The 25,726-nt window shown below is 67.3% G+C and carries 26 protein-coding genes; 7 read left to right on the forward strand and 19 right to left on the reverse strand.

What is annotated here, in order from left to right:
* Positions 1 to 14 precede the first annotated feature (14 nt).
* Positions 15 to 260 (reverse strand): helix-turn-helix domain-containing protein, encoded by a 246-nt coding sequence (locus ACF8ML_RS12660; RefSeq protein ID WP_203399410.1) that lies wholly within the window; start codon positions 258 to 260, stop codon positions 15 to 17.
* A 157-nt stretch (positions 261 to 417) separates the two neighbouring features.
* On the opposite strand from ACF8ML_RS12660, the gene ACF8ML_RS12665 reads away from it, so the two are divergent.
* The gene (locus ACF8ML_RS12665) at positions 418 to 795 is read left to right on the forward strand and encodes a hypothetical protein (RefSeq protein WP_392407212.1); all 378 of its coding nucleotides are present in this window, start codon (positions 418 to 420) and stop codon (positions 793 to 795) included.
* 108 nt (positions 796 to 903) lie between these two features.
* Here the strand turns inward: ACF8ML_RS12665 and ACF8ML_RS12670 are convergent, their stop codons facing one another.
* From ACF8ML_RS12670 to ACF8ML_RS12710, 9 genes are all read right to left on the reverse strand, one after another.
* Positions 904 to 1,449: a PepSY domain-containing protein gene (locus tag ACF8ML_RS12670; RefSeq protein ID WP_180317117.1), complete on the reverse strand. Its 546-nt coding sequence runs from the start codon at positions 1,447 to 1,449 to the stop codon at positions 904 to 906.
* A gap of 142 nt (positions 1,450 to 1,591) precedes the next feature.
* Complete coding sequence (trpB, locus tag ACF8ML_RS12675; protein WP_047327801.1) at positions 1,592 to 2,803, reverse strand: tryptophan synthase subunit beta; 1,212 nt, start codon at positions 2,801 to 2,803, stop codon at positions 1,592 to 1,594.
* Positions 2,804 to 3,273: 470 nt separating this feature from the next.
* The gene (mmsB, locus tag ACF8ML_RS12680) at positions 3,274 to 4,170 is read right to left on the reverse strand and encodes a 3-hydroxyisobutyrate dehydrogenase (protein ID WP_047327802.1); all 897 of its coding nucleotides are present in this window, start codon (positions 4,168 to 4,170) and stop codon (positions 3,274 to 3,276) included.
* 37 nt (positions 4,171 to 4,207) lie between these two features.
* The gene (locus ACF8ML_RS12685) at positions 4,208 to 4,687 is read right to left on the reverse strand and encodes a DUF488 domain-containing protein (RefSeq protein WP_392407145.1); all 480 of its coding nucleotides are present in this window, start codon (positions 4,685 to 4,687) and stop codon (positions 4,208 to 4,210) included.
* Between the two features lie 22 nt (positions 4,688 to 4,709).
* Entirely contained in the window at positions 4,710 to 5,174 is a 465-nt protein-coding gene (locus tag ACF8ML_RS12690) for a TfoX/Sxy family protein (protein ID WP_034393410.1), read from the reverse strand.
* 23 nt (positions 5,175 to 5,197) lie between these two features.
* Positions 5,198 to 6,364 (reverse strand): acyl-CoA dehydrogenase family protein, encoded by a 1,167-nt coding sequence (locus ACF8ML_RS12695; RefSeq protein WP_016446004.1) that lies wholly within the window; start codon positions 6,362 to 6,364, stop codon positions 5,198 to 5,200.
* Positions 6,365 to 6,446: 82 nt separating this feature from the next.
* Entirely contained in the window at positions 6,447 to 6,848 is a 402-nt protein-coding gene (locus tag ACF8ML_RS12700; RefSeq protein ID WP_392407148.1) for a lysozyme inhibitor LprI family protein, read from the reverse strand.
* A gap of 61 nt (positions 6,849 to 6,909) precedes the next feature.
* Entirely contained in the window at positions 6,910 to 8,433 is a 1,524-nt protein-coding gene (locus ACF8ML_RS12705; protein ID WP_012205523.1) for a CoA-acylating methylmalonate-semialdehyde dehydrogenase, read from the reverse strand.
* 202 nt (positions 8,434 to 8,635) lie between these two features.
* A complete protein-coding gene (locus ACF8ML_RS12710; protein WP_223275353.1) occupies positions 8,636 to 9,175 on the reverse strand; it encodes a MarR family winged helix-turn-helix transcriptional regulator in 540 nt (179 codons plus the stop codon).
* A gap of 122 nt (positions 9,176 to 9,297) precedes the next feature.
* On the opposite strand from ACF8ML_RS12710, the gene ACF8ML_RS12715 reads away from it, so the two are divergent.
* From ACF8ML_RS12715 to ACF8ML_RS12725, 3 genes are all read left to right on the forward strand, one after another.
* Entirely contained in the window at positions 9,298 to 10,278 is a 981-nt protein-coding gene (locus ACF8ML_RS12715) for a tripartite tricarboxylate transporter substrate binding protein (RefSeq protein ID WP_016446007.1), read from the forward strand.
* A gap of 50 nt (positions 10,279 to 10,328) precedes the next feature.
* The gene (locus ACF8ML_RS12720; RefSeq protein ID WP_043791955.1) at positions 10,329 to 11,567 is read left to right on the forward strand and encodes a flavin-dependent oxidoreductase; all 1,239 of its coding nucleotides are present in this window, start codon (positions 10,329 to 10,331) and stop codon (positions 11,565 to 11,567) included.
* Positions 11,568 to 11,823: 256 nt separating this feature from the next.
* Positions 11,824 to 12,963: an IS481 family transposase gene (locus ACF8ML_RS12725; protein ID WP_392407149.1), complete on the forward strand. Its 1,140-nt coding sequence runs from the start codon at positions 11,824 to 11,826 to the stop codon at positions 12,961 to 12,963.
* 340 nt (positions 12,964 to 13,303) lie between these two features.
* Here the strand turns inward: ACF8ML_RS12725 and ACF8ML_RS12730 are convergent, their stop codons facing one another.
* The 5 genes from ACF8ML_RS12730 to ACF8ML_RS12750 all read right to left on the reverse strand — a co-directional run bounded on the left by ACF8ML_RS12730 (position 13,304) and on the right by ACF8ML_RS12750 (position 18,127).
* Positions 13,304 to 14,341, reverse strand: coding sequence for a Bug family tripartite tricarboxylate transporter substrate binding protein (locus tag ACF8ML_RS12730; protein WP_392407150.1), 1,038 nt, complete (start codon positions 14,339 to 14,341; stop codon positions 13,304 to 13,306).
* Between the two features lie 116 nt (positions 14,342 to 14,457).
* Positions 14,458 to 15,099 (reverse strand): maleylacetoacetate isomerase, encoded by a 642-nt coding sequence (maiA, locus tag ACF8ML_RS12735; RefSeq protein WP_392407151.1) that lies wholly within the window; start codon positions 15,097 to 15,099, stop codon positions 14,458 to 14,460.
* A 19-nt stretch (positions 15,100 to 15,118) separates the two neighbouring features.
* Entirely contained in the window at positions 15,119 to 15,826 is a 708-nt protein-coding gene (locus ACF8ML_RS12740) for a fumarylacetoacetate hydrolase family protein (protein WP_034393430.1), read from the reverse strand.
* A 38-nt stretch (positions 15,827 to 15,864) separates the two neighbouring features.
* Positions 15,865 to 16,902 carry a cupin domain-containing protein gene (locus ACF8ML_RS12745; protein ID WP_392407153.1) on the reverse strand — a complete coding sequence of 346 codons (1,038 nt, stop codon included), beginning with the start codon at positions 16,900 to 16,902 and terminating at the stop codon, positions 15,865 to 15,867.
* Positions 16,903 to 16,918: 16 nt separating this feature from the next.
* Positions 16,919 to 18,127, reverse strand: coding sequence for a 3-hydroxybenzoate 6-monooxygenase (locus ACF8ML_RS12750; protein ID WP_074922187.1), 1,209 nt, complete (start codon positions 18,125 to 18,127; stop codon positions 16,919 to 16,921).
* A 204-nt stretch (positions 18,128 to 18,331) separates the two neighbouring features.
* Between ACF8ML_RS12750 and ACF8ML_RS12755 the strand changes: the two genes are divergently transcribed.
* The 3 genes from ACF8ML_RS12755 to ACF8ML_RS12765 all read left to right on the forward strand — a co-directional run bounded on the left by ACF8ML_RS12755 (position 18,332) and on the right by ACF8ML_RS12765 (position 20,907).
* Entirely contained in the window at positions 18,332 to 18,868 is a 537-nt protein-coding gene (locus ACF8ML_RS12755) for a MarR family winged helix-turn-helix transcriptional regulator (RefSeq protein ID WP_034367535.1), read from the forward strand.
* A 14-nt stretch (positions 18,869 to 18,882) separates the two neighbouring features.
* A complete protein-coding gene (locus tag ACF8ML_RS12760) occupies positions 18,883 to 19,785 on the forward strand; it encodes a LysR family transcriptional regulator (protein ID WP_016446014.1) in 903 nt (300 codons plus the stop codon).
* A gap of 75 nt (positions 19,786 to 19,860) precedes the next feature.
* Positions 19,861 to 20,907, forward strand: a complete 1,047-nt coding sequence (locus ACF8ML_RS12765; RefSeq protein WP_392407154.1) for a patatin-like phospholipase family protein — start codon at positions 19,861 to 19,863, stop codon at positions 20,905 to 20,907.
* A gap of 21 nt (positions 20,908 to 20,928) precedes the next feature.
* Here the strand turns inward: ACF8ML_RS12765 and glyA are convergent, their stop codons facing one another.
* The 4 genes from glyA to ACF8ML_RS12785 form a co-directional block, all read right to left on the reverse strand.
* A complete protein-coding gene (glyA, locus tag ACF8ML_RS12770) occupies positions 20,929 to 22,203 on the reverse strand; it encodes a serine hydroxymethyltransferase (protein ID WP_046238943.1) in 1,275 nt (424 codons plus the stop codon).
* Positions 22,204 to 22,249: 46 nt separating this feature from the next.
* Positions 22,250 to 23,476, reverse strand: coding sequence for an aspartate aminotransferase family protein (locus ACF8ML_RS12775; protein WP_046238953.1), 1,227 nt, complete (start codon positions 23,474 to 23,476; stop codon positions 22,250 to 22,252).
* A gap of 69 nt (positions 23,477 to 23,545) precedes the next feature.
* Positions 23,546 to 24,397 (reverse strand): YggS family pyridoxal phosphate-dependent enzyme, encoded by an 852-nt coding sequence (locus ACF8ML_RS12780; protein WP_338495867.1) that lies wholly within the window; start codon positions 24,395 to 24,397, stop codon positions 23,546 to 23,548.
* A 4-nt stretch (positions 24,398 to 24,401) separates the two neighbouring features.
* Positions 24,402 to 25,658: a benzoate/H(+) symporter BenE family transporter gene (locus tag ACF8ML_RS12785; protein ID WP_209669346.1), complete on the reverse strand. Its 1,257-nt coding sequence runs from the start codon at positions 25,656 to 25,658 to the stop codon at positions 24,402 to 24,404.
* Between the last annotated feature and the right edge of the window lie 68 nt (positions 25,659 to 25,726).

Here is a 25,726-nt window from a genome sequence, read left to right on the forward strand (position 1 = left end):
GCAACAGTCCTTCACTAGATACCGCTTTCACTTCTTTCTACTCGTCTACCAACCTCACCCACCACATCCCCCGGCGCAACCCCCAACACCTTGCATAGCTTGAAAACAGACCGAAGGCTCGGACATTTGCTACCAAGCTCCAACTGGCTGATGTAGTTGCGCGCCAGCCCGGCTTCCGCGGCAAGGGCTTCCTGGGACAGTGCACGCTCATTGCGTAGCTCACGCAACAAGCTTCCAAAGGCTTTATCAAGTTCTGTCATATCTGCTCACTAAAGTGAGCAAAGCTTCCGGGTTTGCGTGCAGACAGTCTTCCACCTATAGTTGGAGTTTTGTAAAGCAGCGATGGCGCTTCCAGCAGATGGGCGTCGCATTTGCCCAGTGATCTTGGGCGCTGAGCAACTCTCGACAGGAGCGCAGATGGAGCAGCAAGCCTTAGCCACCACACCCCCACCCAAACTCGAAGACCTCGCCATAGACGCCGTCCTGCACATGGGCGCCGCGCTGGATGTGCTGGACCTGCACGCTCGCCACAACATCACGGCCATCAATTGCGTGTGCCGCGATCTGCTGCGCATCTACTACGTGAAGGCCGACCAGGCGCAGTCGCTGGAGCCGGAGGACAGGGAACTGGTGGGCCTGCTGCACGACACGGCGGTGAACCTGGGCTATGCCATTGAGGTGGTGGAGCATCTCAATGGCGATGAGGCCGACGACCCCATTCTTTATGCCGTGAGCTATCTGCTCAGGGCGGCGAAGCGGTTTGCGGATGAGGGGGTGTCGGTGGCGTTGGCCTGAAGAGTGCTGCAGGCGCGGATGGCCTGCGGACATGGCGGGAGCGAGGCAAAAAATGGGCGAAAAAAGCGCGCCTCATGTTGAAGCGCGCTGCCGGGTTGGGGCGGTGTGTCAGTCCTTCTTGGCCCGGATGACTTCGCCGCCCACGGCGTCGATCTTGACTTCCATGAGCGTGCCGTTGGCCTGCAGCACTTCGACCTGGTAGCTGGTCTGGCCCCAGTGGGAGTCCAGTTCCGCGCTGACGGGCGTGCCCGGAGTGTGGCGGGTGGCGGCCTGTATGGCCTGCTCTATGGTGGATTTGGCCTTTTCCAGGCGCTGGCGGTCCTTGCGCTTGGCGGTGCCGTCGTTCTTGTGCTGGGCGGCCTGGCCGGTGATGGCGTTGACCCAGACTTCCACGCTGTCGCCGGCCGGGGTGATGACTTCGATTTCGTAGCGCGGGCCCATGCCGTCGCCGTCGTCCAGCTGGGCTTCGATGGCCTTGCCGGGCACGGCCTGGGTGGCGCGGGTGATGGCCTGTTCCAGCGGGATCTTGGCCTGGCTGGTGATGGTCTGCCATTCGGCCACCGATTTGGCTGCGGCGGGCAAGGCGGCGGTGGCGCAGGTCAGGGCCAGGGCGATGGAGAGGGCGGCGGTGCGTGCGAACGGGGCAGGCTTCATGGGTGTGGCTCCTTCCGGGAATGGGGTTGGACAAGGCTATGGTCGGGGCCATTGTCTCTACCGTCCCGGAGAGCGGTTGTCGGAGAGGGCGCCCTTTGCCCCCTCCGGTGTGCTGCGGTTTGATCCAGCGCAAGCTCTGCGTTCAGAGGCCCAGCACCTTGGCCACGTAGTCGGCGTCCTTGTCGCCACGGCCCGAGAGGTTGATGAGGATGTGCTGGTCCTTGGGCAGGCCGGGCGCCACGCGCATGGCCCAGGCCACGGCGTGGGCGCTTTCCAGCGCGGGGATGATGCCTTCCACGCGCGACAGCTGCATGAAGGCGTCCAGGCATTCCTTGTCGGTGACGGATTCGTACTGCACGCGGCCCAGGTCCTTGAGGTAGCTGTGCTGCGGGCCCACGCCCGGATAGTCCAGGCCCGAGGCAATGCTGTGCACGGCAGCCGGCGTGCCGTCTGCGTTTTCCAGCACGTAGCACTTCATGCCGTGGATTTCGCCGGGCTTGCCCATGCTGAGGGTGGCTGCGTGGCGGCCGGGCTTGTCCGTGCCTTCGCCCGAGGGCTCCACGCCGACGAGCTTGACCGAGGCATCGCCCAGGAAGGCCGTGAAGATGCCCATGGCGTTGGAGCCGCCGCCCACGCAGGCGGCCACATGGTCGGGCAGCTTGCCGTGTTTGGCCTGGAATTGCTCGCGCGCCTCGCGGCCGATGATGCTCTGGAAGTCGCGCACCATCATCGGGAACGGGTGGGGGCCGACCACGGAGCCGATGGCGTAGATGTAGTCGGTGGGGTTGGTGAGGTATTCCTCGAAGGCGCTGTCCACGGCCTCCTTGAGCGTGGCCGCGCCGCGCGTGACGGGCACGAGCTTGCAGCCCAGGATGCGCATCTTGGTGACGTTGGGGTGTTCCTTCTCGATGTCCACCTGGCCCATGTGGATCTCGCAGGGAATGCCCACCAGCGCGCAGGCCGTGGCCAGGGCCACGCCGTGCTGGCCGGCGCCGGTTTCTGCGATGACCTTCTTCTTGCCCATGAACTTGGCCAGCAGGGCCTCGCCCAGGCAGTGGTTGATCTTGTGGGCGCCGGTGTGGTTGAGGTCTTCGCGCTTGAGGTGGATCTGTGCGCCGCCGAGCTGCTCCGACAGGCGCCGCGCGTGGAAGATGGGGCTGGGGCGGCCCACGTAGTCGGCGAAGAGCTGGGCCAGTTCCTGCTGGAAGTCTTGGCGTTTGGTGATTTCGGCGTAGGCGGTGTTGATGTCGTCCATGGCCTGCTTGAGGTGGGGCGGGACCAACTGGCCGCCGTAGGGGCCGAAGTAGCCTTCTGCTGTGGGCATGGGGGAGAAGGTGGGGGGTGTAGTGGTCATGGTTGCTTGTGTTCGTTGTGATGGATGACGCGCTGACGATTCAGGGTAGCCGTGGCAGCTTACGCAGGGCTGTTGGGGTAGCCGAGAGAGAAAACCCCGGTTGGATTGACCGGGGTTTCTTGCTTTTTGACCCTGCCGGGTGGTTGTTTTTCGAGGCCGGGTCTCGGCCCGGCGGCCGACCTACCTTTCTTTGATTCGTCACCGGTACGCCGGCCGAAGAAACGTAGGCCAAAGAAAGACGACCCGAATGCCCGCGACCCCTTCGCTGCGCTGCGGGGCAACCTGCGTCGGGCCGCCTGCGGGGTTCGCCGCAGAACTCACTGCGCGCTGCGCGCTCCGTTCAGACAACTGCGGCGAGTCAGTTGACGAGGCAGTCCTGTCCTGCGGCAGGACTGCAACCCCGCAGGCGGCCCGACGCAGGCGCGGGCATACGGGATTGGGGGCGGGGAGATGGGGCGGGGCCGGGGGCGTCAGCCGTTCTTTTGCAGGGAGCGGATGACGCTGGAGAAGTCCAGGGCGCCGTTGCCGGCGATGGAGTGCATGGCGTACATGGCGCGCGCCATGCCGCCCAGGGGCGTGGAGGCCTTGACGGCCATGGCGTTTTCCTGGGCCAGGCCCAGGTCCTTGAGCATGAGGTCGGTGCCGAAGCCGCCTGCGTAGTTCTTGGAGGCGGGGGCGTTTTCGTGGACGCCGGGGAAGGGGTTGTATTTTTCCAGGGCCCAGTTGCCGCCCGAGCTGCGGCGCATGATTTCGCTGAGGACCTTGGGGTCCAGGCCGTTGGCCACGCCCAGGGCGATGGCTTCGCTGGTGCCGATCATGAGGATGCCCAGCAGCATGTTGTTGCAGATCTTGGCGGTCTGGCCCGCGCCCACGGCGCCGGCGTGGAAGATGTTGGCGCCCATTTTTTCGAGCAGGGGGCGGGCGCGCTCCAGGTCGGCGTCGCTGCCGCCCACCATGAAGGTGAGGGTGCCTGCAATGGCGCCGCCCGTGCCGCCGGAGACGGGGGCGTCGATGAAGGCAATGCCTGCGGCCTGTGCGGCCTTGGCGACCTTTTGGCTGGTGGCGGCGGCGATGGTGGAGCTGTCGATGATGAGCGCGCCCTTGGCAATGCGCTGCAGCAGGCTGGCTGCGCCGTCACGGCCGAGGAAGAGGCCTTCCACATGCTGGCTGGCGGGCAGCATGGAGACCACGGCTTCGGCGCCCTGCACGGCGTCCTCGGCGCTGGCGGCAATGCTCACGCCCTCTGCAGCGACCTTGGCGCAGGCGTCTTTGGAGAGGTCGAAGGCCTTGACCGTGTGGCCGGCCTTGTGCAGGTTGATGGCCATGGGGCCGCCCATGTTGCCGAGTCCGATGAATGCGATCTGCATGTGCTTGTCTCCTGTGTTGTGAAGCTTGTGGTGTGTCTCAGTGGACCGTGTCGTCGGTGTACTTTTCGCCGGTGTCCATGTCGCCGGTGTCCTTGTCACCGTTCGCAATGTCGGCGCCGCGTTCCTTGAGCAGGGAGCGCAGGATGCCGCGGTGGCAGCGTGCCTCCTGCTCGCAGTAGCAGCCGATGGCGAAGGCGCTGTGCTGCGAGAGGGCGGCCAGCAGGTCCAGGGTGCGGCTGGCGGCGGGCTCGGCCATTTCCTTGCGGAATTTGCGCACGAATTGCTGCCAGAGCTTGTCGGCCTCGGCCTGCTGGCCGTGGTCCTGCAGGCGGTGCGATTCGAGCGCGGTGTGCATGGTGTCGGGCTGGGGCGAGAGTTCGGGGTACCAGACGTCGTAGTAGTCGCGGCTGGCGAATTCGGCCTTGGGCACGCCGCGCGGCGGGCGGCGCACGGTGCCTATGCGCAGGCCTTCATCGGCGTGGCGGGGGCTGCCTAGCTGGACGATGCGGATGGGCATGGGGCTCTCCTGCAAAGGGGGCTTATTCGTCGCCGAAGATGGGGTGCTTGCGTGTGCGGCGCCCGGCCGGGGCGGGGGGCGCCGGCGGTGTCTTTGCGTCGGCGGGCGCGGGTTCGCTGGCCTGGGCCTTGCGCTTTTTCGGGGGCGTGGCCTTGGCGTGGGGGTTGAAGGCCAGGGCCTGGGCAATCCAGTGCTGCCACTGCTGGCGCGTGGCGTAGGCGGCGGGGCCGATGAAGAAGTAGCCGTCCATCTGGCCCTTGGACGAGAGCGGGCGCAGGCCCGGCGTCTCTGCCACGGCCGCGTGCTGCGAAGGCGGCAGGCGCACCAGCAGTTCGTCGTCTTCCACGCCCAGGCACAGCTTGCCGTTGACCATGAAGACATGGCAGCCGAACATGCGCTTTTCCTGCACGTCGTCGCAGCCGGCCAAGGCTTCGCGCACGGCGTCTATGAGGTGCAGCGTGGTGTCGGAGAGCGGGCGGGCGGGCATGGCGCGGGCTGGATGTGGATGAGTCAGCGGATCATGTCCGGCGCATCGCCTTCCAGCATGCGCCGCGCGATGATGACGCGCATGATTTCGTTCGTGCCTTCGAGGATCTGGTGCACACGGGCATCGCGCATGAGGCGCTCCAGCGGATATTCGCGGATGTAGCCGTAGCCGCCGTGCAGTTGCAGGGCTTCGTTGCAGACCATGAAGCCGGCATCGGTGGCAAAGCGCTTGGCCATGGCGCAGTAGGTGGAAGCGTCGCGCGCGCCGGCATCGAGCTTGGAGGCGGCCAGGCGCACCATCTGGCGCGCGGCCACGAGTTCGGTGGCCATGTCGGCCAGCTTGAACTGCAGGGCCTGGAAGCTGGCAATGGGCTTGCCGAACTGCTTGCGCTCGTGCATGTACTGCTGGGCCTGGGTCAGCGCGCCCTGGGCGGCGCCCACGGAGCAGGTGGCGATGTTGATGCGCCCGCCGTCCAGACCCTTCATGGCGATCTTGAAGCCTTCGCCCTCGCGGCCCAGCAGGTTCTGGGCAGGAATGCGCACGTTGTCGAAGCTGATGACGCGCGTGGGCTGGCTGTTCCAGCCCATTTTTTCTTCCTTCTTGCCGTAGCTGATGCCGGGCAGGTCGGCGGGCACGGCAAAGGCGGAGATGCCGCTGGCGCCCGAGCCTGCGTCGCCCGTTCTGGCCATCAGCACCAGCATGTCGGTGCTGCCCGCGCCGCTGATGAAGGCCTTGGCGCCGTTGATGATGTATTCATGGCCCGCCAGTTCGGCCCGGGTCTTGAGCGAGCCGGCGTCCGAGCCCGCGCCGGGCTCGGTCAGGCAGTAGCTGGCCAGCTTGCGGCCGCTGGTCAGGGCCTCGCCCCATTCGGCGCGCACGGCGTCGGTGGCCCAGGTGCCCAGCATCCAGGTGGCCATGTTGTGGATGGTGATGAAGGCGGTGGTGGAGGGATCGACGGCAGCCAGCTCCTCGAAGACCATGGTGGCATCCAGGCGCGGCAGTTGCAGGCCGCCGGCGTTCTCGGGCGCGTACAGGCCGCAGAAACCCAGTTCGCCCGCCTTGGCGATGGCCTCGCGCGGGAAGATGGATTCACGGTCCCAGTGCGCGGCATGGGGCGCGAGTTCGGCCTGGGCAAAGGCGCGGGCCGATTCGGCAAAGGCGCGCTGGTCGTCGTTGAGTTCGAAGTCCATGGCTGGCTTGTCTCCTGCGTTGGGCTCTGGGGCCCTTGTTGTTCTGGGGGGGCTGTCGGTGGCTGTGGGGGGCGTGCGGCGGTCAGTGCTGCAGCCAACGCTCCAGCGCCTGCATGCGCTCCTGTGTCGCGGCCGTGAGGCATTCGTGGTACAGGCGCGGGCCTTCAGGCTGGGTTTCGCTGTCGCGCGTGGCGGCCTTGCAGCGTGCCGTGCGGCCCTTGATCCAGCCGTTCTGGTCGTGGCGCAGGCCCGTGCGCTTGCCCTGGGGCAGTTGCTGCATGACGTCCAGGTAGCGGATGTTGAGCGTGGTGTCGGCCTCCTGGAAGGCCTGGACCGCGCAGGCATTGCGGCTGGCGGCGGCGGTGGAGGCCGGGTCGCAGGCTGCACCGGCCTGCGCGTGAAGGGTCAGGGGCAGGGTGGCCAGGGCGGTCAGCAAGGCGGCACCCAGGCCCCGGGAGAGGGAGGCGGTCATTGGAAAACGCATGCCGCCATCATCCCAGAGCCAGGGCCTGCCCCGGATCAATCCAGGCCCGCCCACCCATGCATCAGCGCAGGCTGATGGTGGTGTTCACGCCCTGGCTGGTGGTGCTGTCGTCGAACCAGCGCGCCGTGACGGTCTTGGTCTGCGTGTAGAACAGCACGACCTGCTTGCCGTAGGGGCCCAGGTCGCCCAGCTTGGAGGCGCGGCTGCCCGTGAAGGAGAACAGCGGAACCGGCACGGGAATCGGCACGTTGATGCCGACCTGACCCACGTCGATGTCTTCCTGGAACTTGCGCGCCGCAGCGCCCGACTGCGTGAAGATGGCCGTGCCGTTGCCGTTGGGGTTGGCGTTGATGAACTCGATGGCCTCGTCCAGGCTGTCGGCAGCCGCCAGGCACAGCACGGGGCCGAAGATTTCCTGGTCATATACGCTCATGCCGGGCTTGACGCCGCTGAACACGGTGGGGCCGACGAAGTTGCCCTTGTCGTAGCCGGCCACCTGGGGCTTGCGGCCGTCCAGCTCCAGCTTGGCGCCGTCGGCCAGGCCGCGTTCGATCAGGCTTTCCACGCGCGACAGCGCCGCGCAGGACACCAGCGGGCCCACGTCGGTGCCGGGCTCGGTGCCGCCGCTGACCTTGAGGGTCTTGGACTTTTCCACCAGCTCGGGAATCCACTTCTGCGCATCGCCCACCAGCACGGCCACCGACAGCGCCATGCAGCGCTGGCCTGCCGCACCGAAGGCTGCGCCCAGCAGGGCGTTGAGCGTTTGCTCCTTGTTGGCGTCGGGCATGACGATGGCGTGGTTCTTGGCGCCCATCATGCATTGCACGCGCTTGCCGGCCAGGCTGGCGCGGTTGTAGACATGGGTGCCGACCTTGGTGGAGCCCACGAAGCTGATGGCCTTGATGTCGGGGTGGTCGCAGATGGCGTTGACCACGTCCTCGCCGCCGTGCACCACGTTGAGCACGCCGGGCGGAATGCCGGCTTCCAGGGCCAGTTCGCACAGGCGCATGGTGACCATGGGGTCCTGCTCGGAGGGCTTGAGCACGAAGGTGTTGCCCGTGGCAATGGCCATGGGGAACATCCACAGCGGAATCATGGCCGGGAAGTTGAAGGGGGTGATGCCCGCGCACACGCCCAGGGGCTGCAGCACGGAATAGGTGTCCACGCCGTTGGCCACGTTGTTGGCCAGCTCGCCCAGCTGCAGCGAGCCGATGTTGGCCGCATGCTCCACCACTTCCAGGCCGCGGAAGACATCGCCCTCCGCGTCAGGCAGGGTCTTGCCCTGTTCGGCGGTCAGCAGCGCGGCCAGCTCCTTCATGTTCTCGCGGATCAGCTGCTGCAGCTTCAGGAAGATGCGGGCGCGCTGGCCAATGGGCGTCTTGCGCCAGGTCTTGAAGGCTTCCTTGGCGTTGGCGACGGCGGCGTTGACCTCGTCGGGCGTGGCAAAGGGCACGCGGGCCAGTACTTCCTGCGTGGCCGGGTTGACCACATCGCGCCATTGGGTGCTTTGGGATTCGACCAGCTTGCCGTTGATCAGCAGCTTGACCGTGGGCGCCAAAACCTTGGCGGACGTGGATGCATTCATGGCTTGTCTCCTGTTGCGGTGGTGTCGGCCCGGCATGCCGTGCGCCGGGCGTTCATCGCATGGTAGCTGTGCGGTTTTTCGCAAGCAATGGAGATGTTTGCAGTATGCATGTGCGTTTTTGCACATCGGCATGCCAACTCGGCCACGCCAAAAAGCATGGCCTGCGGTGTTCGCAGGCCATGCGGGTTCAGGGCTTGAAGGCTCAGTCCGTACCGGTGGCCGGCAGGCGGTCGTCTGCAGCGGGGCTGGAGTGGTGTACGGCGCGGGCGGCGGGCTTGTGCAGCGGCTCCAGCTTCACGCGGGCGCTGGCGCCCAGGCCGGACTCCAGCTTGGTCAGCAGGCGCAAAAGCTCCTGCAGTTCCTCGTCTTCCAGCGGAGAGACCAGGCGGTGATAGGCCTGGTCCACCAGCGGCACGCTGGCGGCCAGCAGGGCCCGGCCCTTTTCGGTGAGCGTGAGCTGGTGCTGGCGGCGGTCACGCGTGCTCAGCGCGCGGTGCACGTACTCGCGCTCTTCCAGCCCGCGCACCAGGCGCAGCGTGGTCACCTTGTCGAAGCCCATGGCGCGCGCCAGGGAGCTTTGGTCGGAGCCGGGGGAGGCGTCGATCAGGACCAGGGCGCCGTACTGTGGCGGCGTCAGTCCCAGGGGGCGGCATTGCTCTTCAAAAATGCCGACCGAAATCTGGTGGGCGCGCCGCAGCAAAAAGCCAGGGCGCTGATATAGCGGCAGTGGTGCAGGCGTCATCGTGTCCATATGCGTCTAGTATTCTTGCAGAGATGTCCAGTATTCATTCGATTTCCACCAATTGTGCCCATTCTGGTGCATGATTACCATGCGTTTGCATGCTAACTACAAAAGAGGTCTACATGCGAAATTTTGTTGGCAGACGGCAATTTTTGAAGACAAGCGGATTGGGAGTATTGGGTTTACCCGTAGCAGGCGCCATCGCCAGCACCGAGAGTGTGCCTCTGAAATTGATTGTGCCTTTCACTCCGGGGACTGGAATCGACACGATTGCGCGAACGATCGGGCCTTTGCTGGCCAAGCGCCAGGGCCGGCCCGTGGTGGTGGAGAACAAGCCGGGCGCCTCTGGAAATATCGGAACCGAGGCCGTTGTGCGCTCGCCCGCCAATGGCCAGACGCTTTTGGTGACAGTGAATACCCTGGTGATGAACGCATCGCTGTATCCCAAATTGCCATTCAATCCGCTGACGGACCTCGAGCCTGTAACGTTGACCAGCTGGGGACAGCTGATTTTGGTGACGCCCACGGCCTCCGCCTATCAGACGGCGGCCGATCTGGTGAAGGCCGCCAAGGCCTCGCCGGGTCGCATCAATTACGCATCGCCGGGAGTGGGCACTCCGCACCATATGGCGATGGAGCTTTTCAAGAGCACGGCGGGCGTATCGATCACGCACATCCCTTATCGCGGAACAGGGCCGGCGCTGACGGACCTGCTGGGCGGCCAGGTGGAATGCATGTTCCTGCCCATTCATGTGGCATTGACGCATGTGAAGGCCGGCAAGCTGCGCGCGCTGGGCATTGGCAGCCAGCGGCGCCACCCGCTGCTGCCCGATGTGCCCACGCTCAAGGAGGCCAAGGCGGGCGATGTGAACGTGGATATGTGGTACGGCGTGTTTGCGCCGGCCGGCATGCCGGCGGACCAGGTCGATGCCCTCAATCGCGAGATCCGCGCGATTTTGGCGTCGGAGGAAGTCCGGCATGCCTTCGCGCCCCAGGGCATGGATCCGGCCGGCAGCACGCCGGCCGAGTTCAAGGCCCTGGTGCAAAAGGACGCCCGGCGCTGGGCCGATCTGGTCAAGGCGCGGGGGATTACCGCCGAGTAGGCGGGGCGGGCGCCAACAGCGCCCCTGGAGAAAGCATGGAGAGTCAGCGGATGAAAGTAGCGATCGTGGGGGGCGGCATCGGAGGCCTGTGCCTGGCATTGGCCCTGCATCAAAGAGGCATTGCCTGCGAAGTCTTCGAGGCCGTGCCCGAGGTCCGCGAGATCGGCGCGGGCATTACCCTGCTGCCGCATGCCATGCGCGAACTCAGCGACCTGGGCCTGCAGCCGCAGCTGGAGGCCCTGGCGATCGAGAACCTGGAGAGCGTGTTCTTCAACCGCTACGGCCAGTTCGTCTACCGCGAGCCGCGCGGCCGCCATGCGGGCTACGAGCTGCCCGAGCTGGGCATACACCGGGGCCGCCTGCACCGCGTTCTCTTCGAGGCCGCCGTGCAGCGCCTGGGCCCGGGCGCAGTGCACACGGGCCACCGCTGCGTGCGTGTGGACCAGTCGGCCCATGGCGCCACCGTGCATTTCGCGCCGGATGCCCAGGGCCATGTGCCGCCGTCGGCCACGGCCGACATCGTCGTGGCCTGCGATGGCGTCAACTCCGCCGTGCGGCGCCAGTTCTATCCGCAGGAGGAGCTGGCCTTCGGCGGCATCAACACCTGGCGCGGCGTCTCGCGCTTCAAGCCCATCCTCACGGGCAAGAGCTATCTGCGCATCGGCTCGGTCGATACCGGCAAGATGGTGATCTATCCCATCGAGGACAACGTCGATGGCCAGGGCATGCAGCGCATCAACTGGGTGGCCGAGATCCGCGACCCGCAGATGCGCATGAACGACTGGAATCGCGCCGGGCGCATGGAGGATGTGCTGGAGATTTTCGGCGGCTGGACCTTCGACTGGCTGGATGTGCCGGCCCTGATCCGCTCGGCCGAGACCATCTTCGAGTACCCCATGGTGGACAAGGACCCCGTGGACCAGTGGAGCTTCGGCCGCGTGACCCTGCTGGGCGATGCCGCCCACCCCATGTATCCGCGCGGCTCCAACGGCTCTGCCCAGGCCATGCGCGATGCGCGCGTGCTGGCCGACCTGCTGGCCGCCGACCCGCAAGGCGACCCGCTGGCGCTGCTGGCCGCCTATGAGGCCAGCCGCCTGCCCGCCACCAGCCAGGTGGTGCTGACCAACCGCTCCACGCCGCCCGACTTCATCATCATGAAGGCCGACGAGCTCAGCGGCGGCCAGCCCTTCGGCCATATCGACGAGCTGATCAGCCAGGACGAGCTGCGTGCCATTGCCCGCCATTACGAGCAGGTGGCGGGATTTGCGAATCCGCAGTCGCAAGGGTGAAGTGATTGGGCAATGAGCTGGCTTGGCAGGTATTCAGTATTGCATCCCGACTTTTTTTGGGTCCCTGCCGGGCGGTTGTTTTTCGAGGCCGGGTTTCGGCCCGGCGGCCGACCTCCTTTCTTGTCGCGCGACAAGAAAGGAGGCAAAGAAACGCGCCGGTACGACTCACACTCATAGGTGACACATCAGTACAAGGACATGGGTAACAGATCCAAGCTTGGCAGCTGGAGCCAACAGCAGCCAAGGAGCGATCACCATGCCCTGGAAGGAGTGCGCACCCATGGACGAGAAACTGCTCTTCATAGCCGACCACCTGCGCGGTGGTGCGCCGCTGAGCGAGCTGTGCAGGCGCTACGGCATCAGCCGCAAGACGGCCTACAAGTGGGTTGAGCGTTACCGCCAACTGGGCATGGATGGATTGCAAGAACGCAGTCGCAGGCCCCACGGGAACAATCAGGCGATCAGCTATGCACAGCGCCGGGCCATCATTGAGCTGCGCACGCAGCAAAGGTCACAGATGGGGCCCAAGAAGCTGCACGCTTTGCTCCTGCAGCGTTGGGGCCCACAGGAGACACCCAGCAAAACCACCATCTACAACGTGCTGAAGGCAGAGGGGCTTGTTTGCAGCAGGCGTGTACGCAGACGCTCGGTGCCTACGGCCCAGCCCTTGCGAACGAGCAAGCAGCCCAATGGGGTGTGGAGTGCAGACTACAAAGGCCAGTTCAAGACAGCCGATGGTCACTGGTGCTATCCATTGACCATCATGGACCACGCCAGCCGTTATTTGCTGGCCGTGCATGTCTACGACAGCCCCAACTACGAGGATGCCAAACGCAGCTTCGAACAGGTGTTTCGGCAATACGGACTGCCCGAGCGCATACGCAGTGACAACGGTCCGCCGTTCGCGACTACTGGCGTGGCGGGCCTGTCACGCCTGGCGATATGGTGGATAAGGCTGGGCATCAGGCCAGAGCGCATCGAGAGGGGCAAGCCACAGCAAAACGGTCGCCACGAGCGGATGCACCGCACGCTCAAGCATGCCCTGGGCAAAGAGCCTGCGGCGGACAAAGCGGCATTGCAGATGCAGCTCGATGCCTTTGTGGAGCACTACAACCAGCAGCGCCCGCATGAGGCCTTGCAGCAAAGCATGCCGGCCCAGCATTACAGCGACTCGGCCAGGCCATACCCCTCAAAGCTACCGGAGCTGCAGTACCCGAAGCATTGGGAACGAGTTCGAGTCAGCCACAACGGCCTGATTTACTGGCGAGCGCTGCGGGTCTACATCGGCTACCTGCTGGCGGGGCAGTGGATCGGGATGCAGGAGGTGGCCGCTGGCCAGTGGGATGTGTATCTGGGGCCGGTGCGACTGGGCTGCTTCAACGAAGAGGATGTGTGAGGACCCCAGAAGGACTATGTGAGCTTGAAGTGTTACCCATGTCTGTGAGCTGAGTTGTTACCCATGTCCTTGACACGTACAGCCCAAATGCCCGCGTCCCCTTCGCTTCGCTACGGGGCAACCTGCGTCGTGGCGGTCGCGGGGTTCGCCGTGAAACTCACTTCGCGCTGCGCGCTACGTTCAGACAATCACGGCGAGTCAGTTGACGAAGCAGTCCTGTCCTTCGGCAGGACTGCAACCCCGCAACCGCCACGACGCAGGCACGGGCATATGGGGAGGAGGGGCCGGGGTACGGGGGCGACAGGGCGCTACGCCCCGTTGCCTTGTCTATTCGGTGCTCTCAATCCAGGCTGATATTCGCCTTCTGGATCAGCAGCTTGTACTGGTCCGCCTTGGTCCTGGCGAATTTCTCCATCTCCGGCACTTCCCAGGTGATGGGCTGGAAGGCGAAGGTGGCGAATTTCTCGCGCACCTGCGGGTCCTGCAGCACGGCGACCACGTCGGCATGGATCCTGTCGCGCAGAGCGGTGTCCACGCCCTTGGGCGCCAGCAGGGAGACGAAGGAGTTCACGATCAGTTCGGCGGGGCCGCCCGATTCGGCCACGGTGGGCACGTCGGGCATCTGGGCGATGCGCTGGGGCGCGGCCACGGCCAGGTAGCGGATCTTGCCGGATTTGTAGATGCCCTGGCTGGAAGGAAGGCTGGCAAAGCTCCAGGCCGGATCGCCATTGGCCACCGAGGTGTAGAGCTGGCTGACCTCGCGGTAGGGCACATGGGTCATCTTGCTGCCGGTCAGGAAGTCCAGCCATTCGCCGCCCAGGTGGCCGGGGCTGCCCACGCCCCAGGAGCCGTAGCTGACCTTGCCGGGCTCGGACTTGGCCGCCTTGATCAGGTCGCCCATGCTCTTCCACGGCGAGTTCGTGGGCACGGCCACGAAGAAGGGCGTGAGGAACAGCGGCGCCACCGGGTCGAAGTGCTGCAGCGGATGGAAGTTGCGCTGCTTGTAGAGGTAGGGCAGGGCGGAGACATGTTCGCTGTCGAGCTGCAGCAGGGTGTAGCCGTCGGGCTTGGCGCGGCGTGCGGCTTCGATGGCGACAAAGCCGCCGCCGCCTGGGCGGTTGTCCACGGTCACGCCCTGCTTCCAGCGCGCGGCCAGTTTTTCGCCCACGATGCGCAGCACGGCGTCAGGGCCGCTGCCCACGGCAAAGGCCGTGATCACGGTGACGGGGCGCGTGGGAAAGCTGGCGGCGCTGCTGGAGCCTGCCTGCGCCCAGGCGCAATGCAGCGGGGCGATGGAGGCCAGCAGCAGGGCTGCGCCTGCAAGGGCCTTGCGGCGGGAGGGGGTTGTGCCGAGGCGGCTGGATGGGGATGCTTTCACAGTCTGTCTCCTGTTGGATCTGCTTTTTTCACTGCTTGCAATGCCCCGGTCCTTCTGGCGAGGACTCGGGGCGGGGTAGGGCTGCCGGCAAAGGTGCGGCGGGGTTCCGGCGAGGTTCAGCCGGCGTCAGGCTGGGCCAGGGGCGCGGCCTGCGCAAAGGCGGGCAGGGCCGCGCAGGCCCTGTCCACTGCGCTGATCAGCGGCCAGCGGTTCAGGTCCACGCCAAAGCGGCGTGCGCTTTCGATCTGGGGCACCAGGTAGACATCGGCCAGCGTGGGTGCGTGGCCGAAGCAGAAGTCGCCGCGCCGCGTGTCCTGCGCCAGCAGGGCCTCGATGGCGTCGAAGCCGTCGGCAATCCAGGTGGCGCACCAGGCATTGATGGCGGCTTCGTCTGCACCGAACTGGCGGCGCAGGGTCTGCAGGATGCGGCGGTTGTTGATGGGATGCACGTCGCAGCCCACGATGGCGGCCAGCGCGCGCACCTGGGCGCGGTCCTCGGGGTCGGCGGGCAGCAGCGGCGGCTCGGGGTGGCGCTCCTCCAGCCATTCGATGATGGCCGGCGACTGGATCAGCGTGCGGCCATCGTCCAGCGTCAGCGCCGGCACCAGGCCCTGCGGGTTGACCTGCTTGAACGGCGCCTGGGCCTGCTCGTCCACGCGCAGGTCCACGGGGAAATAGTCAGGGCGTAGGCCTTTGAGGTTGAGCGCGATGCGCAGGCGGTGCGAGGTGCCGCTGCGGAAAAAGCTGTAGAGCTTCATGGTGATGGTCTCCCCGGTCTTATTCAGGCTGGCCCACGGTGAGCGCGATCTCGCCCACGCCCTGCACATGGCCGGTGATGCGGTCGCCCGGCAGCACGGCGCCCACGCCCTCGGGCGTGCCCGTGTAGATGAGGTCGCCGGGCTGCAGGTGATAGAACAGCGAGAGGTCGGCAATGATTTCGCGGATGTTCCAGATCAGCTTGTCCACGTCGGACTGCTGCCTGGTCTCGCCATTGACGGCCAGTGCAATGGCGCCGGATTCGATCACCTGGCCCGGCATGGGCACGATCTCGCTGGCCACCGAGGACTGCTCCACATCCTTGCCCAGGTCCCAGGGCCGGCCCTTGTCGCGCGCCACCAGCTGCAGGTCGCGGCGCGTCATGTCCAGGCCACAGGCGTAGCCGTAGATATGTTCATGCGCCTGGTCCGCCGCAATGCGAAAGCCCGCCTTGCCGATGGCCACCACCAGTTCCATCTCGAAGTGGTAGTTGTTCGTCTCGGGCGGGTAGGCCACGGTGGCACCTGATTCGGTCAGGGTGGAGGGGGCCTTGGTGAAGTAGAAGGGGCGCTCCACGCTCTTGTCCACCGGGCGGCCCATCTCGACGGCATGGGCGTGGTAGTTGCGGCCCACGAAGAACAGGCGGTTCACGGGCAGGCGCTGCGTGCTGCCGCGCACGGGCAGGGATTGGACGGGGGGCGGGGTCCAGAGGTATTGGGGGGCGGTCATGGTGTTGGCGATGGGGGAGTAAAGAGACATCGGAGGATTCAAGGCCGGACTTCGTAGAGGCCCAGCTTTCGGTGCAAAGGCGCCTCGTCGGCCAGGAAGAGGAAGGCGGGCTCGCTGGCGCTGGCATTGGCCAGCGTGGCGGGCGCCCAGCCGGGCACGCAGCAGGTGTCGGCCGGGGCCAGGTCGAAATGGCGGTCCACGGCGGCCACGCTGGCGCCGCCCTCGATGACATGGAACACGCAGGCCGGCGAGCGCGCGGGCAACTGCAGCGTCTGGCCCGGGCGCAGCATCAGCGCGTAGAAGCCCAGGATGTTTTCGCAGTCGGCCCCGGTTTCGGGGTTGGTGTAGGCCAGCTGCACGCAGTCCAGGTCCGGCCGGTCGGCGCCCAGTTCCAGCAGGGCGGCGCGCGCGTCCTTCCACGGGTAGCGCAGCATGGGGTAGGCCTTGGCGCTGCGGGCGAACACCTGCGTGGGTGCCAGGCCGCCGCGCGCATACGCCCGGTCGCCACGGCCGGGCAGGGCGGCCTGGCGCGGGCCGTCCACGTGGTAGGTGACTTCCAGGTAGTAGGCCAGGGGCAGGTCCAGCACATCGAGCCAGACCACGGGCTCGTCGCCGTCATGGCCATGCTCGTGCCACAGGCCCGTGGGCGTGAGGATGAGGTCGCCGCGCTCCATGGGGCATTTCTCGCCGTCGACCAGGCTCCATGCGCCCTGGCCTTCCACCACCATGCGCACGGCATTGGGCGTGTGGCGGTGCGAGGGAGCCCACTCGCCGGGCAGCAGCAGCTGCATGCCCAGGTAGATGGAGGAGCTGGCCTGCATCTTCTCCAGCCCATGGCCGGGGTTGGCCAGCACCAGCACGCGGCGCTCGGCCTTTTCGATGGGCGTCAGCTCGCCGGCCTGCATCAGCAGCGGGCGGATGGCCTGGTAGGGCCAGGCAATGGGCTGGGTGCGCGGGCGCGGCGTGTGCGGCGGCATCACGTTGCGCAGGCTGGGCCACAGCGGCACCAGGTTGTTGCGCGTGAGTTCGTCGCGGTAGTCCTGGGGCAGGTCTTCCAGGCGGCCAAGTTCTTGCATGGCGGTCTCCTTGTGTTCAGTCTTCGGCGAGGCAGGTTTCGGCCTTCCAGCCGTACAGCCATTCCATGGCGTCGTAGAAACGCTGGGGCGTGCGGCCCTTCCAGAGGTCGTTGCGCACCAGGCGCTCCACGCCGCTGGCGTGGAAGATGCGGCCCATCTCGCGCGCGGACAGCACCACGCGCGCCGTGCGGGCGATGCGCGAGCGCTCGTACAGCCGCAGCGCCTGCGGCCAGTCGTTGCCGCAGCGCTTCAGCGCCTGGCCCAGCGTCACCGCGTCTTCCAGCGCCATGCAGGCGCCCTGGGCGATGTATTGCAGCGTGGGGTGTGCGGCATCGCCCAGCAGCGTGGCGCGGCCGAAGCTCCACTGGCCAATGGGCTCGCGGTCGGCCGTGGCCCAGCGCTTCCAGCTTTTGGGCAGGTCTATGAGCTGGCGGGCGCGCGGGCAGCAGTCGCTGTAGTAGCTTTGCACCTCTTGGCGGCTGCCTTCGCGCACGCCCCATTCCTCCTGCTCGCGGCTGTGGAAGGTGACGACCACGTTGTACTGCTCGCCGCCACGCAGCGGGTAGTGCACCAGGTGGTAGTTGGGGCCGACCCAGATGCTGGCCGCGTTCCAGCGCAGGTCTTCGGGGAAGTCGTTCTTCTCCACCACGGCGCGGTACACCACGTGGCCGGAGACACGCGCCGCATCGCCCACGTACTGCTGGCGCACCACGGACTTCACGCCATCGGCGCCGATCAGGGCCTGGCCCACATGGACCTGGCCGTGCTGGTCGCGCACGGTGACGGTGTCACCCTCCTGCTGCACGGCTTCGATGCGCGTGCCCGTCAGCGTCTCGATTTGACCGTGGGTGCGCGCGCCTTCGAGCAGCGAGGTGTGGATGTCGGCGCGGTGGATCACCGCATACGGGTTGCCGAAGCGGGCGCGAAACGCCTCGCCCGTGGGAATGCGGCCGACCAGCCGCTCATCGAGCGCGTCGTGCATCACCATCTCGTCGGTATAGACCGCGCGGCCACGGGCCAGCTCGCCAATGCCCAGCGCGTCGAAGGCCGCGAATGCGTTGGGCCCCAGTTGTATGCCGGCGCCGATCTCGCCCAGCTGCGGCGCCTGCTCCAGCACCTTGACGGCGAATCCCTGGCGTGCCAGGGCCAGCGCGGCCGCCACGCCGCCAATGCCGCCGCCTGCCACAAGAACGGGCAGCGCCCGGGAAGAAATGCTGGTGCTCATGGATGTCCTGTGCTTCGTGGTGCGTGTCGCTCGCCTGGGGGTCAGATGCGTCGCGACTAATTAAACAGTATGCTGACGATGAGTGTAGTGTTGATTTGCATCAGGCCAGCCTGGGGTTTCCCTGGATGCAGGCCAAACGGTGGTGGACAGCATGTCCGGGTGAATCACCTGTCCGCCAGCCAACGCCAACGGAGGGCGCGGTTCATGCGAACATCTGCGCTTGCCCGCAGGGACCCGGAAAAGAGCGCAATGGCCATGGACTACCAACCCGCAGAACTAGAAAACTACCCCGGCTACCACATCCGCCGCCTGCAGCAGATCGCGGTAGCCGTCTTCATGGAAGAGACCCAGGAATTCGGCGTGACCCCCGTGCAGTACGCGGCGCTGTCTGCCGTGCTGCGCCAGCCCGGCGTGGACCAGCGCACGCTGGCGCGGATGATCGGTTTCGACACCTCCACCATTGGCAGCGTCATCGACCGGCTGGAGGCGCGCGGCCTCATGGTGCGCAACACCAGCCCGGCCGACCGGCGCGTGCGCCTGCTGTCGGTCACCGCGGAAGGCGCTGCGCTGCTGGCCGCTGCCGAGCCCTCGGTGCTGCGGGCCCAGCAGCGCATGCTGGAGCCGCTGCCGCAGGAGCAGCGGGGCCTGTTCATGGAAATGATGGCCGTCCTGGTGCGGCAAAACGACGAGCTGGCGCGTGCGCCCAGCACGCTGGCCGCGCGCCGCGCCGCAGCCGACTGAGGCGACCTCGACCCATGGACTGGGACCATCTGAGATTCTTTGGCGAGCTGGCACGCAGCGGCAGCATGGCCGCCGCCGCGCGCCAACTGGGCGTGGAGCACACCACGGTGTCGCGCCGCATCCAGGCCCTGGAAAAGCAGCTGGGGGCCGTGCTCTTCGAGCGCGAAGCGGGCCAATGGCGGCCCACGGAGGCCGGCCGACAGCTGCTGGGCGTGGCAGACGCCATGCAGCGCGCCGCAGCCGGGCTGGAGCGCATGCCGCTGGCGGCCGAATCCACCAGCCAGGGACCGTCCGGCCTGGTGCGCGTGGGCGCCACCGAGGGCTTCGGCACCCAGCTGCTGGCTCCGCAGCTGGCCGCGCTGACGCAGCGCCATCCGCTGCTGAGCATCGACCTGCTGGCCCTGCCGCGCCTGCTGCACCTGTCGCGGCGCGAGGCGGACATCGTCATCTCGCTGGAGCGCCCCACGCGCGGCTCGGCCGTGGTCACCAAGCTCACGGACTACCGGCTGTTCCTCTACGGCCAGCGCGAATACCTTGCGCGCCGCCCGCTGGTGGCGCGCACGGAGGACCTGCGCCACCACAGCTTCATCCACTATGTGGACGACCTGCTGTTCACGCGTGAGCTGCAGCTGCTGTCCACCCTGTTCCAGCCCGAGCGCTTTGCCTTTCGCAGCACCAGCATCACCGCCCAGTACGAGGCCGTGCGCGCCGGTGCCGGCCTGGCCGTGCTGCCCGCCTTCATCGCCGACCGCGACCCCGTGCTCAGCCGCGTGCTGCCCGCCGAGGCCTGCTTCACCCGCACCTTCTGGATGAGCATGCCCTCGGATGCCCGGCAGGTTCAGCGCATCGAGGCGGTCTGGGGGTTTTTGCGGGAGGCTGTGCAGGGCATGGGCGGCTTGCTGAAGCCCAGAGCCTGAGGGCCTGCGGCGGTCAGGCCCCTGCCGCTATACTGCCCGCCCCGAATCTCGTCATCCGACAGCAGGATCCCTGGCATGCGCCTGAAAGCCCTTTTGCGTCCACTGGTGTACCTGAGCCTGGCGGGGCTGGCCGCTTGCGGCAGCAACCCGCCCAGCCCCTCGGCGGCCACGCCCGAGTCCACGCCCACCGCGCCAGGCACGCCCGTGGCGCCCATCAGGATCGGTCTGGCCCTGGGCGGCGGGGCCGTGAAGGGCTTTGCCCACATCGGCGTCATCAAGATGCTGGAAGCCAATGGCCTTGCGCCCGCTGTGGTGTCCGGCACCAGCGCGGGCAGCGTGGTGGGTGCGCTGTATGCGGGCGGCATGAACGCCTTCGAGCTGCAGGAAAAGGCCGTGGCGCTGGATGAGACCAGGATCCGCGACCTGCAGCTGTCCTCGGGCGGCCTGCTGGTGGGCCAGAAGCTGGAAGACTATGTGAACGAACAGGTGGGCCGCAAGCCGCTGGAGCAGCTGGCCAAGCCCTTCGTGGCCGTGTCCACGCGGCTGGAGGACGGCGAGCGCACCGTGTTCGCGCGCGGCAATACGGGGCAGGCGGTGCGTGCCTCCAGCAGCATTCCGGGTGTGTTCCAGCCCGTGGCCATCGGCAAGTTCCACTTCGTCGATGGCGGCATCACCAGCCCCGTGCCCGTGGACGCCGCGCGCCAACTGGGCGCAGATCTGGTGATCGCCGTGGACATCTCCAACAAGGCCCGTGGCAAGGCGCCCGAGAACATGCTGGGCGCCCTGGGCCAGTCCATTGCCATCATGGGCCAGAAGCTGGGCCAGGCCGAGCTGGCCCGCGCCGACATCACCATCCGCCCCAAGGTGCTGGACATCGGCCCGGCCGACTTCACCCAGCGCGCCAGCGCCATTCTTGAAGGCGAAAAGGCCGCCGTGGCCGCCATGCCCCAGATCCGCGAGCGCATCGCCCAGCTGCAGGCCGAGCGCGCCAAGGCCGCGAAGCTGGCGCAGCAAAAGGCGGCCGAAGCCCAGCACCAGGCCTGCCTGGAGCAGCGCTCGCGCATGCAGAAGCTGGCGGAGATGGCTGGGATGGACGGCGCCTGCGCCAACCCCAACCCCTGATCCACCACGGCTGCGCGCGGGCTATCCGTACACCGGATAGCGGCTGCACAGCTCCGTCACCTGATCGCGCACCTGCGCCGCCACCTTGGCAAAGCGGGCGCCTTCCTGCGCGTCCAGCGCATCGAGCACATCGCACAGCCAGCCGGCCAACTGTTCGCACTGCGCCTGGCCGAAGCCGCGCGTGGTGACGGCGGGCGTGCCTATGCGCAGGCCCGAGGTCACGAAGGGCGAGCGCGGGTCGTTGGGCACGGTGTTCTTGTTGGTGGTGATGTGCGCCTCGCTGAGCGCGGCGTCGGCGTCCTTGCCGGTGTAGCTGCGGTCGGACAGGTCGATCAGCATCAGGTGGTTGTCCGTGCCGCCCGAGACGATGCGGTAGCCGCGCTGCTGGATCACGGCGGCCATGGCGCGGGCGTTGGCCAGCACCTGGCGCTGATAGGCCTTGAACCCGGGCTGCAGCGCCTCCTTGAAGGCGACGGCCTTGGCGGCGATCACATGCATCAGCGGCCCACCCTGCACGCCGGGGAACACGGCCGAGCTCAGGCGGCGGTTGAAGGTTTCGTCCTGTCCCTTGGACAGGATCAGGCCGCCGCGCGGGCCGCGCAGCGTCTTGTGCGTGGTGCTGGTGACCACATGCGCGTGGGGCAGTGGGCTGGGGTATTCGCCCGCAGCCACCAGGCCTGCGACATGGGCCATGTCCACCCAGAACACGGCACCCACCTTGTCGGCAATGGCGCGCATGCGGGCCCAGTCCTTGTGGCGCGAGTAGGCAGAGAAGCCGCCGATGAGCATGCGGGGCCGGTGCTCCAGGGCGATGCGCTCCATCTCGTCGTAGTCGATCAGGCCCGTGGCGGGGTCCAGGCCGTAGGGGACGATGCGGTAGTGGCGGCCCGAGAAGTTGGACGGGTTGCCATGCGTCAGGTGGCCGCCCTGGGCCAGGTTCATGCCCATGACGGTGTCGCCGGGCTGGGCCAGCGCCAGGAACACGGCGGCATTGGCCTGGGCGCCGGCATGGGGCTGCACGTTGGCGTAGTCGCAGTCGAACAGCGCCATGGCGCGTTCCACGGCCAGGCGCTCGGCCACGTCCACGTTCTCGCAGCCGCTGTAGTAGCGCTTGCCGGGGTAGCCCTCGGCGTACTTGTTGGTGAAGACCGAGTTCTGCACCGCCATCACCAGCGGGCTGGCGTAGTTTTCGGAGGCGATGAGTTCCACATGGTCTTCCTGGCGGCGTTTTTCGCTCTGGATGGCCTTGGCCAGCTGCAGGTCGAAGTCGGCCAGGGTCAGGGATGCGTCGTACATGGGTGAATGGTTCCTGTATTGGGGCAAGGGCTGTAGGGAGCGATGGTCATGCAGCCGCCAGCTGGCCTGCGGCGGGTGCGCCTGCCTGCGCGGCGCTGGCCGACTCCAGCAGGCAGGCCAGGCGGGCGACGATGTCGTCGATCTGGCGCTCGTCGCAGATCAGCGGCGGCAGCAGGCGGATGGTGGATTCGCGCGTCACCGTGATCAGCAGGCGCTGCTGGGCCAGCGCGCGGCCCACCAGGTCCTGGCAGTTGCGGTTCAGCTCGATGCCCACCATCAGGCCCTGGCCGCGCACGGCCAGCACGTCGGGGTGGCCGTGCAGCGCCTGCTGCAGGCCGTTGAGCAGGCGCCGGCCCAGTTGCCTGGCGCGGCCGGGGATGTCCTCGGTCTCCATGATGTCCAGCACCGTGCAGCCCACGCGGCAGGCCAGCGGGTTGCCGCCAAAGGTGGAGCCATGCTGGCCGGGCGAGATCAGGTCGGCCGCAGGCCCGCGTGCCAGGCAGGCGCCGATCGGAATGCCGTTGCCCAGGGCCTTGGCCAGGGTCATCACATCGGGGGCGATGCCCGCATGCTGGTGGCCGAACCAGGCGCCGGTGCGTCCCAGGCCGGTCTGGATCTCGTCGAGCATCAGCAGCCAGCCATGCCGGTCGCACAGGCTGCGCAGCTGGCGCAGGTAGTCGGGGCTTGCCAGGCGGATGCCGCCTTCGCCCTGCACGGGCTCGATCAGCACGGCCACGATGTCGCCATGCTGGGCGGCGGCGTGGTGCACGGCCGCGATGTCGTCATAGGGCACGCGCACGAAGCCCGGCATCAGCGGCTCGAAGCCGCGCTGCTTGGCCGGGTTGCCCGTGGCCGACAGCGTGGCCAGCGTGCGGCCGTGAAAGCCGTTGTCCATCACCAGGATCTGCGGCCGCGCCACCTGCCTGCGGTGGCCGTGCAGGCGCGCCAGCTTGAGCGCGGCCTCGTTGGCCTCGGCGCCGGAGTTGCAGAAAAAGGCCGTCTCCATGCCGGCCAGGGCGCACAGGCGCTGGCCCAGGCGTTCCTGCCAGTCGATGCGGAACACGTTGGAGGTGTGCAGCAGCAGGCCGGCCTGCTCGGCGATCACGGCGGCGATCTCCGGGTGCGCGTGGCCCAGGGCGGTCACGGCCACGCCCGCAATGGCGTCCAGGTATTCGGTGCCGTGCTCGTCCCAGAGCCGGGCCCCACGGCCACGGACGAAGGAGACGGGCTGGCGGGCATAGGCCTTCATCAGGCGGGAATCAAGGGGTTGCATGGCTTTTTGCATGTCAAGGTCCTCAAGCGGGGTCAGGGTTGAATCGAAAAGGGTGGCGAGGGGGCGCGTTCAGGGCAGCGCCAGGGCGGCGGGATCAGGGCCGCCGGCGGGCCAGTAGAAGCTGTCCGGCTGGGCGCGGGCGCCGAAGATGGCCTGGCCCACGCGCACCACGGTGGCGCCTTCCTCGATGGCGATCTCGAAGTCGCCGGACATGCCCATGGACAGTTCATCCAGCGAGATGCCCGCCGGCGCGCCCTGGCGCAGCTGGTCGCGCAGGCTGCGCAGCAGCACGAAGCACTGGCGCACGCGCTCGGCCTCGCTGGAGAACAGGGCCAGCGTCATCAGGCCGCGCACGCGCAACGCACTGAAGGCGGGCAGGGCCTGGACAAATCCCTGCACCTCGTCGGGCGGCAGGCCGTACTTGCTGGCCTCGCCCGAGGTGTTGACCTGCACGAACACGTCCAGCGCCCGGCCTTCGGCCTGCAGACGGCGGTCCAGCGCCTCGGCCACGCGCAGGTTGTCCAGCGCCTGGAACTCGCTGGCAAAGCGTGCCACGAGCTTTGCCTTGTTGGTCTGCAGGTGGCCGATGACGGACCACTGCAGATCGGCCAGGTCCTGCATGGCCTCCCATTTGCCGAAGGCTTCCTGCACCTTGTTCTCGCCCAGCATGCGGCAGCCCGCCGCGTGGGCCAGGCGCAGGCTGGATTCGGGCTTGGTCTTGCTCACGGGCAGCAGGCGCACGCTGGCCGGGTCGCGCCCTGCGCGGCGGCACGCAGCGGCCATGCGCGCCTGCACGGTGGCCAGGTTGTGCCGGAAATCGTCCACCGTCTCGGCCTGGGGGTAGCGGCCGTGCTGGTCGTGGCGCGTCAGGGTGTCGGCGGCTCGGGCGGTGCCGCCGGTGGTGTCTTGTGTCGCAAGCATGGTTTCAGCTCCTTTTGATGGCGGCATCGGCGGCGGGCACGTTGCCGGTGCCCGCCTCGCTGCGGGCGGTCCGGCGCGGCCACTGGCCGTTGAGCACGGCATGGGCGACCAGACCGATGACCAGGCCCCAGAAGGCGCCGCCTATGCCCAGCATGGAAATGTTGGCGGCGGCGGCCAGGAAGGTGATCAGCGAGGCCTCGCGGGTTTTGGCGTCGGCCAGCGCATTTGCCAGGCTGCCGCCGATGGTGCCCAGCAGCGCCAGGCCCGCCAGCGTGGTGATGAAGGTGGCCGGGAACGCCATGAACACGGCCGCCAGCGTGACGCCGAACACGCCCACCAGGATGTAGAACACGCCCGCAGCGATGCCCGCGATCCAGCGCCTGGACGGCTCTTCATGCGCCTCCTTGCCCGTGCAGATGGCGGCCGTGATGGCGGCGATGTTGAAGGCGTGCGAGCCGAACGGCGCCATCAGCAGCGAGCCCAGGCCCGTCAGCGTGACGATGGGGTTGGCGCTGGTCTTGAAGCCGTCGTTGCGCAGCACCAGCATGCCGGGCATGTACTGGCCGGTCAGCGTGATCAGGAACAGCGGCAGGGCCACGCTCAGCAGGGCGTTGAGCGTGAACTCGGGCCGCGTGAACACGGGCGCGGCAAAGCGCAGCTGCAGCCCGGACAGGTCCACACGGTCCTGCGCCAGCAGGAACGCCAGGCCCAGCGCCAGGATGCCGACCACCGCATAGCGCGCCGTGAGCCGCTTGAGCAGAACGTAGGCCACGATCAGCAGGCCGGCCAGCACCGGGTCCACGCTCATGCCGCCAAAGGCCTTGATGCCGAACTGCAGCAGGATGCCCGCCAGCAGGCCCGAGGCCACGCCGGGCGGAATCAGCCGGATCACGCGCTCGAACCAGCCCGACAGTCCCAGCACCACGAAGGCCGCGGCCGACACCACATAGGCGCCCACGGCCTCGGCATACGGCGTGGTGGCCAGGGCCGTCACCAGGAAGGCGGCGGCCGGCGTGGACCAGGCCGTGATGATGGGCTCGCGCGAGAGCCAGCTGAGCACCAGCCCGGTGACGCCCACGCCAATCGAAATAGACCACACCCACGAAGCCGTGAGTTCCGGGCTCAGGCCGGCCACCTTGGCGGCCTGGAACACCAGGATGAAGGTGCCGCCGTAGTTGACGATGACCGAGATCAGCCCGGCCACCACGGGGTGGATGAGGTCGCTGAAGCGAAGGGGTGAGTGTGTGTCTGATGAAGGCATGGTCTTCTCGTTTTCCTTGGGGGTTGGATTCCTGGCTGTCTGGTGAAAGGGGTATTTGAGCGCTGAAG

This window comes from Delftia sp. WSY_10, from assembly GCF_043104705.1.
Classification (GTDB): domain Bacteria; phylum Pseudomonadota; class Gammaproteobacteria; order Burkholderiales; family Burkholderiaceae_C; genus Comamonas; species Comamonas tsuruhatensis.